This window comes from Candidatus Magnetaquiglobus chichijimensis, assembly GCF_045865675.1.
GTDB classification, from domain to species: domain Bacteria; phylum Pseudomonadota; class Magnetococcia; order Magnetococcales; family Magnetaquicoccaceae; genus Magnetaquiglobus; species Magnetaquiglobus chichijimensis.
Genome location: NZ_BAAFGK010000002.1, coordinates 86,109 through 102,205 on the forward strand (window position 1 = coordinate 86,109; position 16,097 = coordinate 102,205).

Consider the following 16,097-nt stretch of genomic DNA (forward strand, 5'->3'; position numbering starts at 1 on the left):
CGGATCAGAAGCCGGACATGAATCGGTCTGTCCGGCCCATCCGTCCTGCCTTCCCATCCCCGGTATACCCCCCCCACGTCTCCCTCTGCCGTTTCCATTCCATGCGGCGCGATCGTGCGCTTTTCGCCAGGTCGGCCTGACCGTGGCGCTGTTTGAATCGTGCAACATCGGATGGATGCATGTTGCATTCATGAAACGCTCGCCAGGTGTCCGGGTCTTTGGTTTTCCGGTTATTGAATTGATAAATAAAAATAATTTGTTCTGGCTCGTCAATTGCTGAAATCCAGGTGAACGTATCTGTCACCCTTGAAGGACTGTTTGGTGATTTCAGCCATGGCCAAACAGACTCCAGACGAATGGCAATCTTCGGGAACCGAACCATGAACTATGCGCAGGCAAACGTCTTGATCACCGGAGGAGTGGGACTGATCGGTTCGCACCTGGCAAGACAACTGATTCGTCAGGGCGCCCGTGTGACGATCGTGGATGCCCTGCTTCCAGGACAGGGGGGCAATCTCTGGAACATCCGGGATATTCGGGGGCAGGTGGAACTGCACCAGGTCGATATCCGCGACACGTATGCCATGCGCGAATGCCTTCCAGGCCATGACGTGATGTTTAACCTGGCGGGCCAGACATCCCATTGGGATTCCATGACGGCTCCCCATGCGGATCTGGATATCAATGTCCAGGCGCAATTGAAATTGCTTGAATTGTGTCTGGCTTGCAACCCATCGCTCCGGATCGTCTTCACCAGCACGCGCCAGGTGCACGGTCGCCCCAAACAACTCCCGATCGATGAATCCCATCCGGTTCAACCCGTGGACATCAATGGCATTCACAAAGCCACGGGTGAACACTATCACCGTTTGTTTCATGCCTTCCATGGCATGCCGGTCACCATTCTGCGACTGACCAACACGTATGGAAATGGCATGCGCATCATGGATTCCCGTTTGTCCTTTCTCGGCTTCTGGATTCGTCTGTTGATCGAAGGCAAACCTCTGCCCATCTATGGCGATGGCCGGCCACTTCGGGATTTCAATCATGTGGATGACTGCGTGGCGGCTCTGCTGCTGGCGGGCATGCATCCCAAGGCCATTGGACAGACCTATTTGCTGGGTGGAAACGAAGTGATTTCGATGCTGGAACTGGGCAAACGCATGGCGGAATGGTTTGATGGCGCCTACAACCTGGTACCGTTTCCATGCGATCGGCGCAAGATCGATATCGGGAGCGCCTATTGCAACTTCCAGCGGATTTCGGAAGATCTCGACTGGCATCCGCGCATGGATCTGAAAACCGGCCTGACCAGGACGGTGGATTACTATCGCCGCCACTTTTCGCTGTATCTGGGAACACAACGGGTCCAGTGATCGGATCGTTATCGCGACGAGGTTGCGCCATGTCACTCAAGATCTGGATGAACGATTTCACGCGAGAACCCGCAGACCGGCAGCAGGCCCTGTTGGCCGATTTGAAGCGGGTTTTGCATTCCGGACGTTACGTTCTGGATTGGCGGGTGAAGTGTTTTGAAGCGCTTTGGGCCGGGGCCTGTGGCACGCGGTTCGGGATTGGCGTGGGCAACGGCATGGATGCCATTGAAATCGCGCTGCGCGCCAGCGGCATCGTGCCTGGCGATGAGGTGATCGTGCCGGCCATCACGGCGTTTGCCACCTTGTTGGCCGTGCTCAGGTCCGGCGCCACCCCGGTGGTGGCGGATATCGAGCCTGGAACCGCGCTCCTCGACAGGGAAAGTGCGCGCCGTGTTCTCTCCGCGCGCACCAAAGCCGTTGTCCTGGTCCATCTTTACGGACGCCTGGCCGACATGGACGCCTGGGTTGCCTTTTGCAACCATCATGGTCTGATCTTGATCGAAGATGCCGCCCAGGCCCATTGGGCGAGCGTTCAGGGAAGAGCGGCGGGATCTTTCGGGCTGGCTGGCGCGTTCAGTTTTTACCCCACCAAGAATCTCGGCGCCATCGGGGATGGTGGCATGGTCGTCACCAACGATGAAGCGATCGCGGCAACGGCGCGACAATGGCGGGATTATGGGCGCGACAGTGGTCGCCTTGGATCGCCTCATCTCGTGCCCGGACTGAACAGTCGGTTGGACGAACTGCAGGCCGCTTTCCTGACCACCCGTCTCGCCTGGTTGCAAGAGTGCAACGACACCCGGAGGAAAATCGCGCGCGCCTATCAGGAGGGCATCCGTCATCCCCTGGTTGCCTTGCCCGCCCTGCCTGCGGACGAGGCTTCCCATGTGCATCATCTGTTTGTCGTCAATTCACCCGTGCGGGATGCCTTGCGTATCTGTCTGGAGGAGCGTGGCATCCAAACCGCCCTTCATTACCCCCTGCCGGTTCATCGCCAACCGGCGTGCGGCGCCACGGTCCGCATCGATCCCGCCGGGCTCGCCAGGGCCGAAGCGCATGCCCAAACCTGTCTTTCCCTGCCCTGCCATCCGTTTCTCACCCCCGAGGAGGTGGAAACGGTGGTGGAGGCCATCAACGATTTTTCCGGGTGGGAGGTTCGTGTGTGATGTCACGACAACTGGCCTCCTCCCAAATGGGCGATTTGCAGAAGTGCCATGCCACGGGGTTGACCACCACCCCGATCCGGATGTTCAGGCCAACGGTCGATTGGTGGAAACGCGGGCTGCAAGCCCATCTGAAAGGGGATCTGGTCACGGCGGAGTCCTGTTATCTGCGGATCACCCCGGACCGACCGGAGTATGTGGGCGCCCTGGGCAATCTGAGCATCATTCGCAGCACGCAGGGACGGTTGTTGGAAGCGGAAGGGTTCTGCCGCCGCGCTCTGGAGATCGAGCCGGATTATGTCAATGGCTACGTCAATCTGGCCAACGCTCAACTGAGCCGGGGATGTTTGTCGGAGGCCGAACGGAGTTGCCGTCAGGCCTTGCTCAGGCAGGCGGATTCGATTCTGGCCCTGGCCACGCTTGGGAGCGTTTTGCAGGTTTCCGGGCGACTGGAAGAGGCGGAACAGGTGTACCAGACCGGGCTGAGCCACGATCCGAATTCACGCGATCTCTGGATCGGCCTGGGCAACATGCTGTTCAACAGCCGGCGTTTTCAGGAGGCGGAAGTCTGTTTCCAGAAGGTTCTGACAGCCAATCCGCACGATACCGCCGCCATGAACAATCTTGGTTATGTGCTCATTTCGATTGGCAAGCTCGGATCGGCGCATGAGATCTTGCAACGTGCGCACGCGAAAAAGCCGGCAGATGTCCAGATCCTCACGAATCTTGGATTGGTGCATACCGAACTCGGCCAGCACGCACAGGCGGACCAGTGTTATCGAAAGATCCTTTCCATGCATCCGCGGCACTTCGATGTGTGGGGCAATCTCCTGTATCTCCAGAACTATTATCTTGAAGATCCTGCCGCGGCCCTGCGCGAGGCGCTTCAATATGGCAAGGCGGTTGCCCGTCTGGCCCAGCCCATCGTCCATTGGCCCGACCCTGGGCAAGTGGACAAGAAATTGCGGATTGGCCTGGTTTCCGGGGATTTTCTTCAGCATCCGGTTGGGTATTTTCTGGAAAATGTCCTGTCGGTCATGGACCCGAATGTCGTGGAATTTTATGCGTACTCCAATCGGACTCTGGAAGACGATCTGACCCAACGGTTGAAGGCGCGCATGGCGCGCTGGCAATCCGTGGTCGGGCTTGGGGATGAAACGGTGGCCCGCATGATTCATGCGGATGGCGTGGATATCCTGCTGGATCTGTCCGGACACTCCGCGCTCAACCGATTGCCGGTATTTGCCTGGAAACCGGCGCCGGTACAGGTCAGCTGGTTGGGCTATTTTGCCACGACCGGGGTTCTGGCCATGGATTATATCCTGGGTGACCCGATCAATCTGCCGGAAGAGGAGGCGGGCCATTTTTGCGAGAAACCCTGGAGATTGCCGGATTGTTACCTGTGTTTGACGCCTCCCGATCCCTCGCCACCGGTATCCGAACTTCCGGTGCTCACCCATGGTCATTTCACCTTCGGCTCGTTCAACCATCTGGGGAAGATCACGGACGAGGTGATTCGTTGCTGGAGCGAGATTCTGCGGCGGGTTCCGAACAGCCGTCTGATGTTGAAGGGGCGCTCGTTCATCGAGCCGCAAGCCAGGGAGTTGATGACCCGGCGGTTTGCCGCGTGCGGCATCGACGCCGACCGCCTGCTGTTGGAAGGGGCCTCATCGAGGGAGCTCTACCTGACCCGCTATCACCAGGTCGATATGGCCTTGGATACCTTTCCCTATCCTGGCGTGACCACCAGCGTGGAAGGGTTGTGGATGGGCGTGCCCTTCGTCACCCGCAAGGGGAGTCGCTATCTTGCGCACCAGGGAGAGTCGATTCTCTCCTGTGTCGGACTGTCCGAATGGATTGCCGAAGATTGCGACGCGTATGTGGAAAAAGCGGTTGCCTTTGCCGCGGATCGGGACGGACTGGCGCGCTTGCGGTCGGAGTTGCGCGCGCGCGCCATGCATTCGCCTTTGTTCGACCACCGGAGATTTGCCTGGAATCTGACCCAGGCATGGCGACGGATGTGGCGCATCTGGTGCGAATCGCGTCAATGGCCGTAAGCATGGCAACAATGATGACAACAGCATAAGGACAAAGAACATGCCGCGCGCTCCTTCCTTGCTTCAACGCATCCGACCGACCCTTGAGACGATCATCGTGGATGCCGGCGCCAATCCCATGGATCCGACCGGGCACTATCGATCCTTGTTGGGAGAGATTCCCAGCCGACTGTTTGGATTCGAGCCCCAGGCCGAAACCACCGCGCGGTTGAACGCCCTGCACAAACACCAGGAGATCTATCTGCCTTATCTGCTTGGTGACGGACGGTTGCATACGCTGCGCATTTGTCGCGCCTCGGTGATGACCAGTCTGTTGGAACCTGATCCGGTCGCTTGCGGGCTTTTCCACCGTTTTGATCAGTTGACCGAGGTCGTGGAGCGCAAGAACGTGTGGACGCGGGCCCTGGACGATATCGAGGAGATTCCTCGGATCGACCATTTGAAAATGAATGTGTGCGGATCCGAGAAGATGATTCTCGCCCATGGTCGCAACAAGTTGTCCGATGTTTCGGTTGTTCAGCTTGAAGTATCCTTTATTCCGCTGTATCAGGCGCAACCGACCATCGGCGAGCTGGATCTTCAACTTAGGTCCATGGGGCTGATTCCGCACGCCATGCCCCTGATCAAGACCTGGGGCGTCAAACCGCTGATCATCAACAACAGTCCTGGCTGGCCGGTCAGGCAGTTGCTGGTCGCGGAAATGGTATATGTGGCGGACTATCGGAAAGTTGGACAGTTGCCGACCGAATTGCTGAAACAGATGGCCCTGATTCTTCATTATTGTTACCAATCCATGGATGTCGTCCTGCTTTGTTTGAATGAATTGGCCAGCAGGAAGGAGGTGGATAACAACCCAGGTAAATGGTATGTTGATCATCTCGAGGATTGCCTGACCCCCGCCGCATGACGGGTCCGACGGGTCACGCCGATCATGATGCATGACGATGCATGGGCGGCTGTTTGGCCATTGCCAGACAGCCGCCAAGGCGGATTGGATGGCGATTCCGTGCAAGAAGCCATCACGCCTTGTCTCAACCAGAGGAGCTCGAACGGTTTCGGGTCGCTCCTGGAGAATCGCTGAACCACGCTTCCATCAACACAAGGAAAAATCAAAGAATGCGCAAAATTCCATCATTGAGCCAGATGGTGGTGGTTGGATTGGTCATCCTGTGCGTTGTGCTGATTTCGATCTCCTTTTTCCTGTTTCGGGAGACCGGTCGGATCCATCAGCAGGCCATGAACGATCATGGGTTCCTGAGTCTTCTGAATACCGTGCTGGAGGTGAGAAGATACGAAAAGAACTATTTCATCTTCCGGGATCGCGGCGCATTCGAGAACGCCATAGGCTATCTGGATCAGGTGGAGCGGCAGGTGCGCGAACATCGAAGCGCCATTCTCTCCAGGGAGCATGGAGACCGCATTCTTCAGGGCATGGGGCAAGTCACCCTGGAGTATCGGGAGGCTCTGTTCAAACATCTCAACGCGCTGGAACAGGATCCCCATTCCACCCAGGCGCAAGAGGTGGCGATTCATCAACTGGGCAAGAAACTGATCGGCTTCTCCGAACAGTTGGCGGCAGATACCGAGGACAATCTCGTCGCCATCCTGGACAACACCCGCACGTCGATTGTCTTCATGGATCTTTTCTTCATCATGTTGATGGTCTTCTATGGTGTTCTGTTCTTGCGCAGGGCCTGTTCCCCCTGGTGCGATCTGCGTCGCGAGCTGGAACGGGTGCTCGAGGGACAACAGGATCGGGTGCGCATGACCACCCCCGATTCCGAGGTGAACCATGCGACCTCGGTGCTCAACCAGGTGCTCGAACAGGCCAATCTGCAACGAAAGGAGGCGATGCGTCGCTCACCCTTGGCCTTTTCCGATGAGGTGCTCTCCAGGCTGGTCAAGACGCTTGAAAAACCCATCACCAACATCTCGACCAGTTGTCAGATTCTCATGGAAGAGTCTTCCGGGTGGTCGGGAGAGACCAGGGAGATGATCGGATGCGTGCAGCAGCAGGCCGAACAGGGCAGTCGCCTGCTGGCCGATATTCGCGAGTATGTTCAAGAGCAGGATGGCAACAACCGTCCCGTCAATCTCAAACATCTGCTTGAGAGAGTCCTGGTGAATCTGCACGAATCTCATGGAATATCCGGTGCATGGAAGATGGATATCGCCTCTGGCCTGGAAGTGTCGGGCAATCCGAAATCTCTGGAACGCGGTCTGGTCGATTGGATGATGCAGGCCTTGCAACGCAACCCGGCATCCACGGACGCAAGCCTTCAGGCCCGTCGCGTCGGCCCGGATGAGATGCAGGCGCTGGTGAATCGCTCGGTATTGCGCCCCCTTGTCTGGCTGCCCGCCAACTGTCGTGACGTGGTGGAACTCTCCTTGCCCTGGCGCGAAGAGATTCAACCCATCCTCTCGCAGACCGATCCGGATGTCTCCTGGCTCTGCCTGCCGGGTGAGGATGGATCTCCCGGCATCTCCCTGCTGCCGGGCATCGTTCGTCGTCATCAGGGCGCCATGCTGCTGTTTGACGGGGAAGGGGATGCCGGTTGGCGATTTGCCTTGTGGCTGCTGGCTTCCGAGGGGGGGAGGGTTGACCGGATGGTGGAGATCTGACCCCATGTCGGAAGCCGCGCAGATACTCATCGTGGATCGCGACAAGATGGCTGTGCAGAATCTCGAACACATTCTGCGCAAGGAGGGGCATCCTGTCGCGGTTGCACCCGGAAGCGCCGCCGCCTTGCGGTATCTGGAGGAGTCATCCCGTGGAACCGGGCGGATGGTCCAGGTCATTCTCGCCGATCTGGGGCTCGATCCCATGGACGCGAATCAATTCCTGCGTCGTTGTCTGCGTCTGTGTCCTGCATGCGCCCTGATTCTCATTTCCGATACCGTGTCCGTCAACTCCGTGGTGGAGGCCATGCGACTGGGGGCGTTTCACTATCTGATCAAACCGATCCGACCCCAGGAGTTGCGCGAGGCGATCACCCATGCCTTCGCGAGGCGCGTGGCGGATGGAGAGGTCAGGGCCAAACCATCCCCAACGCAAGGCCGATCGCTCGCCACGTCGCTGATCACGCGGGATCCGGCCATGTTGAAGATCCTGGAGCAGGCGACCATCTCGGCATCGCTCGAACTGCCGGTGTTGATCACGGGAGAGACCGGAACAGGCAAGGAGATCCTGGCGAAATATCTCCATGACATGGGCAATCGTGCCGCCCAACCCTTCGTGGCGATCAACTGCGGTGCGTTTCAGGAAGAGCTTCTGACCAACGAGCTGTTCGGCCATGCACGGGAAGCGTTCACCGGCGCGGTGCGCGATCGCAAGGGGTTGCTGGAAACCGCGCATGGCGGCACCGTGTTTCTCGACGAGATCACCGAAATGTCGCTATCCATGCAGGTGAAGCTGCTGCGGGTGATCCAGGAGAAGGAGTTGTTGCGCCTGGGCTCGACCCGTCCGGTCAGCGTGGATGTGCGTTTTATGGCCGCATCCAATCGGGATGTGCGCGCCGCGGTGGAAGCCGGCCAATTCCGTCGCGATCTCTATTACCGGTTGAATGTCATCGAGTTTCATCTTCCGCCCCTCTCTTGCCGGTTGGGAGATCTGCCGCTGCTGGCTCAACACTTCATCGACAAGCATGCCAAGGCGTTGCAGCGCTCCGTGACGGGCATTTCACGGACCGCCCTGGAGCGATTGAGCGGTCACCCCTTCCACGGGAACATTCGCGAACTGGAAAACATGATTCTGCGCGCCGTGGCCTTCGCCCCTGGTGATCAGGTGGAGGTGAGCGATCTGCCCACCTTGGAGAAGAGCGCACCTGTCGGAATGTTCGCATCGCTCCAGGAGGGCGCCTATCCCTCGCTGGAACAGATGGAACGGGACTACATCCTCTGGGTTTGCGAACAGTTGCAGGGCAACCAGGGTGAGGCGGCGCGCGTCCTGGGAATGGATCGGGTCTCCTTGTGGCGTCGATTGAAGAAAATTCACGGGCGATCCGAACCTGTGCCGCGTCTTGACGGAGCGTGATCACCGCATGGCGTGCGCTGGAGCGGAAAGACCAGGACGGGAGTCCCGGTCCGGGTTGAAGGTCCATATGGTTTGTGATGCGGAGTTGTGCGATGTCGAATGGTTTACCTCTGTTCAGCGTTATCATGCCATGTCATAGACAGCACGATTATTTGCACGGTGCCATCTCTTCGGTGCTCGCCCAAACAGAATCGCGCTGGGAATTGTTGCTGGTGGATGACTCCCCTCGGCAGGATTTGATCATTGCTCATGAGGATCCGCGCATGCGTCGTCTTGCCAGCGGCGGTATCCGAGAAACGAGCTGCGGATCAGCGATGATTCATTGAAACGGTTCTCTGGATTGCTCGGAAGGGCGCGCCCTGGGGCGGGAGCGCCCTTCCGTATACGGTCATTGGAATGATGTTTGTAAACGATTTTTTCGTTGGACAAAGAACGGAACATGGGGTCGCGTCAAGCAAGCCGTGTCCGATGATCCAGATCTTGAAGAACGGCTGATAGACAGCATGCTGCTGGCGCTTGTCAACACGCACTAGGCTGTGATGTTGTCAAAATTGTCTTTTCCCAGCAGACCAACATAACCTGTTATCGTGAGAAGATCGTAAATATTACGATTAATGTTGATGATCTTGATGCAATCTCTCTCTTTGACGAGTTCTCTCAAACGGAACAGGGTGGCGATTGCTGGAGAATCGATATATTTTGTATGCTTGAAGTCTATCACAATGGATTCGCATTCGGACAAAGTTTTTGAGCTGTTCAAAAACTTTTCCATAAGATAATAATCAAACACCTCTGGAAGTTCAATTCTTGCAGAATTGTCAATCATTTCCACGTTCAGTTGCGCCATTATAACCATCTCCTGACAACATGAATCAATCCAAACACGAGGCCGACCGATCCTCATCTACCCACCGTGCCGTTTCCAGACACAATCCATGGAAACGGTACGGCCCATATTCGATGAATATGGGGTCCATTTTCTACCATATTTTAAATTTTGCAAGAAAAAAAGATCGCCAGGCCCCATTCAAACCGTTCGGTCCGTGTGGCATGTGGCGTTTCCGGGACGGGTTCCGGGTCGATTGAGCCGCCAGTGCCACAGGGTGAATCCCAGCAGGGCCACCCCGGACACCAGATGCACCTGTTTGAGGACGCGCCCGCCGATCAGGGCGGTGCCGACCAGCGTGGCCAGGGCGGTGCCCATGCCCACCTTGGCCCATTGACGATCCCGACGCTTCCGATTGGCTGAAACGCGTTCCACCGTCATCAGGGCCTGAGTCATGGTGCCTCTCCTGTTTTATCCAAGGCGGACAGAATGTCCGTCGTGATCTGTTCGAACCGCAGAAGTTTCCGTCCTCCGTGGTCCTGCATGAACTCCCGTGCCTCCTGCTCATGGGCCAGGGGGATCAATTCGTGTCCCATGGGACCATGCACGTCCGAACCTGCGACATACCAGGCCGAACGGGCCGGAATGCGCTTCAGGCCATAATAGTCGGTCACGTACAGCTCACCGATGCCCGCCGGATCGCGTCCAGGCGCATGGCGCTCCGGATTGGCCAGAAACCGGAACAGATCCTTGGCGCCATCGAAATAATGTACTGTACCATCCGACCAGCGCGCCAGGGCCACCCATTCCGGATATTTGGCGACGAACATGCCGCATACCGGGCATTTCGCCCCAGACGGAACTTCCCGGTCGGTTGGGGACTCTCCGGCGCTGGCATTCCAGGCGCCGATCCAGAGCGCCAGGGCGAGCCAGACCGGCCAAAGGTGACGATTGTTTGTTGGTTGTCTCATCCGCCCTGACTCATCTTCTGGCGTCGTTCCAAACGACGTTTGCGGATGGCCACGGTATCCTTGGCCATGTCGGCATAGGCGGCGGTCAGGGCATCCTCGAACGCCACCAACTCTCCGCCCTGCTCCTTGCGCATGCCTTCGGCCACACCCCGGTCGGCAAAACCGGGTTTGCCGCGTGTGGTCATGGCCGTTTTGATCGTCGATCCCAGCAGATAGACCGCCTTGTCGCTCTCGACCAGGGGACGAGGCTCGGATTTGCTGCCGAAGTCGGCGACATGAATCGCCTTGGGAACCCGATCCAGATTGATCGCCAGACTGATCGCGGCACAATGCAACGAACAAACCCCATCCACCAAATCATCCTCGAAGTGGATCAAATGGCGACTGGCATGGTGTTCGCGCCGATTCATGCCGCAATAGGGACAGGTGGGATATTTTTCCAGCTCATTGTCCAAAGGATTGGGATCCTTGGGCTTTTTTGGGGTGAACTGCTCCGGGGTGCCATCGGTGGGGCAAGCGGAGGCTGCGGCTTCCGGAATCAATCCACCGACCACCGCCGCGCCCACCAGCAACGGCGTGCCCAGAATCCATTGACGACGACTCGTATTCATGAAATGTGTTCTCCATGTCAAACGGGGGTTGAATGCAACCGAAAAAAGAGCAGGCTAACGATCCGCCAGATGCCGCATGACATTGAAATAAGCCACCCCCTGCATCAGGGTGCCCACGCCCAGCACGATCACCACCAACGCCGCAGCCTTGAGCAGATAGCCGCGCACCGTGGCCCCCAACCGTCCGAACAGGGTGCTGACGAACAGCATGGCCGGCAGGGTGCCGATCCCGAAGGCCAGCATCAAAGCTCCGCCGGTCACGGCGCTTTCGGCAGCCGTGGCCTTGACCGCCATGGCGAGCGTCAGCGAACAGGGCATCAAACCGTTGATCATGCCGCCGATCCAGGCACCCTTCACCGGTCCGCTTTCGCCCGCCCGCTGGAAGAAACGATACAGACGGTTCATCGGCCAGAAATCATAGTTGACCCGAAACCAGCTCAAACCGAGCAGATCCAGACCCAGGGCGATCACCACAACGCCGACGACGATCTGCAACACCCCCTGCACCTTGCCGATCAGGCCGGTGGAGGTCAAGGCCATCCCCAGAGCGCCGGCCAGGAGACCGACTGCCGCATAGATGCCGATGCGCCCGCCGTGATAGGCGATCATGGCCCCGATCCGGGCCTCCGGCGGGACAAAGCGGATGAAAAAGGCCGAAACCAGACTGCCGCACATCCCCAGACAGTGGCCACTGCCCAAAAGGCCGGCCAGAAACGCCATGACGAGACTCTCAGCCATGCGCCGCGCTCCCGGAAGCGGCCAACTCTTCCTCTTCGGTTCCGTTTTCCATCTCCTCGGGTGGCACATGTTGCAGCCGCAACGCGCTCAACACCACCGAAACCGAACTCATCGCCATGGCCGCCGAGGCGATCATCGGATTGAGTCGGCCCCGTGCCGCCTCGGGAATGGCCACCAGATTGTAGATCAAGGCCCAGAAGAGATTCTGTCGGATCACCGACAGGGTTCGGCGACTGAGCAGGATCGCCTCGGGAAGTTTCAACAGTTCCCCCCCCACCAAAGTCATGCCGGCGGTCTCCATGGCCACGTCCGCGCCGCTGCCCATGGCAAAGCCCACATCCGCCGCCGCCAGAGCCGGCGCGTCGTTGATGCCGTCGCCCACCATCGCCACCCGCAACCCCGACGCCTTGAGCCGTTGGACCACCGCCACCTTGTGATGGGGACGGGCCTCGGCCAGGATCTCCCGGATTCCCACCCGCTCGGCCACATGCCGGGCCGTGGCGTGCAGATCGCCGGTCACCATCACCACCCGCAACCCCATCTGTCGCAGCCGTCGCACCGCCAGCCGCGCATCGGCACGCACCGGATCGGCCACCGCGAACACGGCAGCCGCCGCGCCATCCACGGCCATCAGCAAAGGCGTCATCCCCTGCGCGGCCCAGCGATCCGCCCAAGCCTGCAAGGGCGCGGTATCGATGTCGGATTCGGCCAGCCAGGCGGCATTGCCGATGGCCACCGAATGCCCCGCCACGCGCGCCTCCACCCCCTGTCCCGGATGGACGACAAAGGATTCGCAATTCTCGAGGGTATGACCGAGCGAGCGCGCATGGCTCACCACCGCCCGCCCCAGAAAGTGTTCCGATGGCAACTCCGCACTGCCTGCCAGGGTCAGGATCCGCTCATCGGACCAGGGCGAGCGCGCGTGAAAATCGATCACCCGTGGATGGCCGGCGGTCAGGGTGCCGGTCTTGTCGAGGATCACCACCTGCAACCGCGAGGCGACCTCCAGGCTCTCGCCGCCGCGAATGTAGATCCCGCGACGGGCCGCGTGTCCGGTTCCGGCCATGATCGCCGTCGGCGTGGCCAGTCCCAACGCGCATGGGCAGGCGATCAGCAGCACCGAGACCGCGTTGGTCAACGCCACGCCGACCGGCCTGCCGCGTCTCAGCCAGTACAGGGCGGTCATGCCGGCCAGAAGCAGCACGCCGGGCACGAAGCGGGCCGACACCCGATCCACCAGTTTTTGCACCGGCAACCGGCTGTTCTGCGCCTGCTCCACCAGGTGGATGATGCCGGCCAACACCGTATCCGCCCCCACGGCCCGCACCTCGACCTGCAAGGAGCCGGCGCCGTTGATGCATCCGGCCACCACCTTGTCGTCCGGCGACTTGCCCACCGGCAGGCTTTCGCCGGTGATCAGGGATTCGTTCACCGAGGAGTCGCCGGCCACCACCACCCCGTCGGCGGCGATCCGTTCGCCGGGCCGGATGCGGATCCGTTCGCCGACCCGCAACGCATCGATCGGGACCAACTCCTCCCGACCGTCCGGCAGGATTCGGGTGGCGGTTTCGGGTTGCAGTTCCATCAGTTGTCGGATGGCGTCGCCCGCCTTGCCCTTGGCTTTCTCTTCCAGATAGCGTCCCAACAGCACGAAGGTGACGATGCTGGCCGCAGCCTCGAAGTAGAGATGATGCCCGCCGCGCAGCCAGACCGGCACCGAGTACACATAGGCCGAACCGGCGCCAAGGGCGATCAGGCTGTCCATGTTGGCGCTGCCCTGGCGCGCCAGGAGCCAGGCCCGCTTGAAGATCGAGGCCCCGGCCCCGAACACCACCGGCGTGGCCAGCAGGAACTCCACGGTTTTCCAGCCCCAACCGCGCGGCATCAGCATGCCCAGCACCGCCACCGGCAGGGTCAGTGCCGTGGCCAGCAGCAGGCGTCGCCGTGCCTGGGCCAGCAACTGCCGTTCCCGCTCGATCACCAGCCGGCGCTGGGTCGGGGTGTCGAGCGGGCGCACCGCATAACCCAACGTGCCCACCACGCGGGCCACCTCGCCCCGGTCGAGTCGGCCCGCCACCTCCAGCATCCCGGTGGCGAAATGGACCTGGGCCCGTGTCACGCCCGGATGGCGTCGCAGACGCATTTCGATCAGCATGGCGCACGAAGCGCAGCTCATGCCTTCCACGGCCAGGGTGGTGCAGGCCCCGCCCGCCGCCGGAGCGTCGGGATCGACCGGTTCGATGTCGCCCGCCGACGGCATGCGCGCGGCCACCACCTGGGCGAGCATCCCGCCGAGCAGCCTCGACAGCCACGCCTCGGCCATCGACTCCGGATCGAAATGGATTGCCAGGGAGCCGATGCGCGCTTCGACCCGCACCTTGCGGATGGCGGGGTGTTTCATGAGCAGCACCGCCACCAGCGCGCAGCGCTCCTCGTCGCGCCGCAATCCGGGAATCACCACCCGCAGACGCCGGTTGAGCCGATGCGCCACCTCGAAGCGGGCACCATCAGGCGTCGTCATCGTCCTCTCTCCGCCGCGAGCGCACCAGCAGGAACACCAGGTAACCAAGGGCCAGCCACTCCTTGTAGTGGCCCAGGGGATTGCGCAACCAGACCTTGGTGATCCGGTCCCAGTGGACGCGGATCAGGTAGAAGGTCACCATTTCGTTGATGAAATTGATGACCGCGGTTTCGGGACGCTTGCCGAAGATCTGCAACGCCGGTCGGTTTTCCATTTGCTGCCCGATCATCCGCCGGATCACCAGCGCCTGGGCGCGCCACAGCGGGACCCGGCCCAGCGTGTTCTTGAGCGCCGGAATGGCCAGCAGTCGCTCCTTGAGGCTCCGGGAGGCCGACGGACGGGAAACGCCGAGGGGAATCGGCGCGCGGATCGGGGAGGCGGACGACGGCGACTTGAGACGGACCAGGAGTTCGGCCAGCAGTCGGGCAATCCGTCGGTCATCGGTCATGGTGGGCAGATAGTGGATCGCCAGCCGTCCGCCCTCCGGATCGAATCCCACGCGCCGCACCCCGAAGCCCGCCTGCAGACCGGCGGTCAGATAGCGTCCCACGGCGGGATGGCGCAGAGAGGGGGGGAGTTCCAGTCGCAACAGCCCCTCGCCCCGATGGCGCACCGCCACCTGGGAGAACAGCTCCATCGGATCGCTCATGAATCGTGGCGGGGCGTGGCGGCGGTATTGCCCGTCGCTTCGGCCTCACGCGCCTCCTCCAGCAGGTCGTTGAGGGACTCTTTCTGGTGCAGCATGAAATCGCGGCCCGCGTCGCTGGCGCGCGAGACGGCGCCTGCGATCTCCTTGCGGTATTTGTAGGCCAGGACACCGGTGGCCGCGCCCAGCGCGAACATGACCAGGGGATGACGGAGAAACGTGGGGCTGATGGCCATGATGGCTCCTTCGTAGATTTAAAGTGAGTGATGATCGGTGTGCGTCGTCCGCGTTCCGCCGTCCGCCGGAATGCCTGCGGGATTCATCAGGGGTCCGGGTCGGGGGCCTGTCCGCCTTTGCGCCCGATGGGCGTGGTTCCCGGATTGAGCATCTGATGGATCTGTCGGCAACTGTCGCAGCAAAAGCTGAACAGCCGACCGTCGTCCGTCCTCACGGTGGGCGGGTCGGCGGGCAGGGGCAAGCCACACAGATGGCAAAGAGCGGATGCAACGGACATCGCACGTTTCTCCCCTGAACAATCAGGTGGATTGGAACCCATCATGAACCGGATGAGCCTTCGGATCAAGTCAGCGCCCCCGCACGGCGGCTTCCATCAGTTGGTCCAACTGGCCGGCGAGGATTTTTTCGTCGATTTCCCCGATGATCTTGTTGATGATTTTTCCGTCCGGCCCGATCAGATAGGTCATCGGCAACGCATTCACCCCGTAGCGACGCGCCACCTGGGAGGAGCCATCCAGCAGCACGTCGTAGGTGAGCGCGAATTCGTCGGCAAAGCGTTGCGCCGTGGCGCGATCCTGTCCGACGTTGACCGCGACCACCCGCAATCTTTTTTCCTTGCGCTGTTGGTACTGTTTTTCCAGCACCGCCATCTCGGCACGGCAGGAGGGGCACCAGTCGGCCCAGAAACGCACCACCACCGGATGTCCGGTCACGCCCTCGGGAATCGCGAGCGCTTCGCCGCGCAACGCCTCGAGCTTGAACGGGGGGGCGGGATCGCCCTTGGCCAGCACCGGCGCCTTTTCGCATCCGGCCAGCGCGCCGGCCAGCAGGACGGCGGTGATCATCCGCATCATCCATCGTTTTGTCGTGGAACGCCCGACAGGAAGGGCCACGGTCGGGGGGGGAGGGGGTTCTCCC

Annotated in this window: 17 protein-coding genes; 7 read left to right on the forward strand and 10 right to left on the reverse strand. The window is 60.4% G+C overall.

Going from position 1 to position 16,097, the window contains the following annotated elements; all coding sequences use genetic code 11:
* Positions 1-4 precede the first annotated feature (4 nt).
* Positions 5-382, reverse strand: coding sequence for a hypothetical protein (locus tag ACOY6C_RS02390; protein ID WP_420903880.1), 378 nt, complete (start codon positions 380-382; stop codon positions 5-7).
* Here ACOY6C_RS02390 and ACOY6C_RS02395 point away from each other — a divergent pair.
* The 7 genes from ACOY6C_RS02395 to ACOY6C_RS02425 all read left to right on the forward strand — a co-directional run bounded on the left by ACOY6C_RS02395 (position 381) and on the right by ACOY6C_RS02425 (position 8,955).
* Positions 381-1,376, forward strand: coding sequence for an NAD-dependent epimerase/dehydratase family protein (locus tag ACOY6C_RS02395; RefSeq protein ID WP_420903881.1), 996 nt, complete (start codon positions 381-383; stop codon positions 1,374-1,376). The two genes, ACOY6C_RS02390 and ACOY6C_RS02395, sit on opposite strands and share 2 nt — an antisense overlap.
* Positions 1,377-1,405: 29 nt before the next feature.
* Entirely contained in the window at positions 1,406-2,542 is a 1,137-nt protein-coding gene (locus tag ACOY6C_RS02400; RefSeq protein ID WP_420903882.1) for a DegT/DnrJ/EryC1/StrS family aminotransferase, read from the forward strand.
* A complete protein-coding gene (locus ACOY6C_RS02405) occupies positions 2,542-4,596 on the forward strand; it encodes a tetratricopeptide repeat protein (protein WP_420903883.1) in 2,055 nt (684 codons plus the stop codon). Before ACOY6C_RS02400 ends, ACOY6C_RS02405 begins: the two co-directional genes overlap by 1 nt.
* Before the next feature lie 40 nt (positions 4,597-4,636).
* Positions 4,637-5,503 (forward strand): FkbM family methyltransferase, encoded by an 867-nt coding sequence (locus ACOY6C_RS02410; protein ID WP_420903884.1) that lies wholly within the window; start codon positions 4,637-4,639, stop codon positions 5,501-5,503.
* 209 nt (positions 5,504-5,712) lie between these two features.
* Complete coding sequence (locus ACOY6C_RS02415; RefSeq protein ID WP_420903885.1) at positions 5,713-7,218, forward strand: ATP-binding protein; 1,506 nt, start codon at positions 5,713-5,715, stop codon at positions 7,216-7,218.
* Between the two features lie 4 nt (positions 7,219-7,222).
* Positions 7,223-8,629: a sigma-54-dependent transcriptional regulator gene (locus ACOY6C_RS02420; RefSeq protein ID WP_420903886.1), complete on the forward strand. Its 1,407-nt coding sequence runs from the start codon at positions 7,223-7,225 to the stop codon at positions 8,627-8,629.
* Positions 8,630-8,721: 92 nt separating this feature from the next.
* Positions 8,722-8,955 carry a glycosyltransferase gene (locus ACOY6C_RS02425; protein ID WP_420903887.1) on the forward strand — a complete coding sequence of 78 codons (234 nt, stop codon included), beginning with the start codon at positions 8,722-8,724 and terminating at the stop codon, positions 8,953-8,955.
* Between the two features lie 203 nt (positions 8,956-9,158).
* Here the strand turns inward: ACOY6C_RS02425 and ACOY6C_RS02430 are convergent, their stop codons facing one another.
* The 9 genes from ACOY6C_RS02430 to ACOY6C_RS02470 form a co-directional block, all read right to left on the reverse strand.
* The gene (locus ACOY6C_RS02430; RefSeq protein ID WP_420903888.1) at positions 9,159-9,476 is read right to left on the reverse strand and encodes an STAS domain-containing protein; all 318 of its coding nucleotides are present in this window, start codon (positions 9,474-9,476) and stop codon (positions 9,159-9,161) included.
* A 180-nt stretch (positions 9,477-9,656) separates the two neighbouring features.
* Entirely contained in the window at positions 9,657-9,911 is a 255-nt protein-coding gene (locus ACOY6C_RS02435; protein WP_420903889.1) for a hypothetical protein, read from the reverse strand.
* Positions 9,908-10,426, reverse strand: a complete 519-nt coding sequence (locus ACOY6C_RS02440) for a nitrous oxide reductase accessory protein NosL (RefSeq protein WP_420903890.1) — start codon at positions 10,424-10,426, stop codon at positions 9,908-9,910. The genes ACOY6C_RS02435 and ACOY6C_RS02440 overlap by 4 nt, the downstream gene beginning before the upstream one ends.
* Complete coding sequence (locus ACOY6C_RS02445) at positions 10,423-11,037, reverse strand: nitrous oxide reductase accessory protein NosL (RefSeq protein ID WP_420903891.1); 615 nt, start codon at positions 11,035-11,037, stop codon at positions 10,423-10,425. The genes ACOY6C_RS02440 and ACOY6C_RS02445 overlap by 4 nt, the downstream gene beginning before the upstream one ends.
* 54 nt (positions 11,038-11,091) lie before the next feature.
* Entirely contained in the window at positions 11,092-11,775 is a 684-nt protein-coding gene (locus ACOY6C_RS02450; RefSeq protein ID WP_420903892.1) for a sulfite exporter TauE/SafE family protein, read from the reverse strand.
* Positions 11,768-14,296, reverse strand: coding sequence for a heavy metal translocating P-type ATPase (locus ACOY6C_RS02455; protein WP_420903893.1), 2,529 nt, complete (start codon positions 14,294-14,296; stop codon positions 11,768-11,770). Before ACOY6C_RS02455 ends, ACOY6C_RS02450 begins: the two co-directional genes overlap by 8 nt.
* Positions 14,283-14,945 carry a hypothetical protein gene (locus ACOY6C_RS02460; protein ID WP_420903894.1) on the reverse strand — a complete coding sequence of 221 codons (663 nt, stop codon included), beginning with the start codon at positions 14,943-14,945 and terminating at the stop codon, positions 14,283-14,285. The genes ACOY6C_RS02455 and ACOY6C_RS02460 overlap by 14 nt, the downstream gene beginning before the upstream one ends.
* Positions 14,942-15,178 carry a hypothetical protein gene (locus tag ACOY6C_RS02465; protein WP_420903895.1) on the reverse strand — a complete coding sequence of 79 codons (237 nt, stop codon included), beginning with the start codon at positions 15,176-15,178 and terminating at the stop codon, positions 14,942-14,944. The genes ACOY6C_RS02460 and ACOY6C_RS02465 overlap by 4 nt, the downstream gene beginning before the upstream one ends.
* A 348-nt stretch (positions 15,179-15,526) precedes the next feature.
* On the reverse strand, positions 15,527-16,024 hold the full coding sequence (locus tag ACOY6C_RS02470; protein WP_420903896.1) for a TlpA family protein disulfide reductase: 498 nt from the start codon (positions 16,022-16,024) through the stop codon (positions 15,527-15,529).
* Positions 16,025-16,097: the final 73 nt, after the last annotated feature.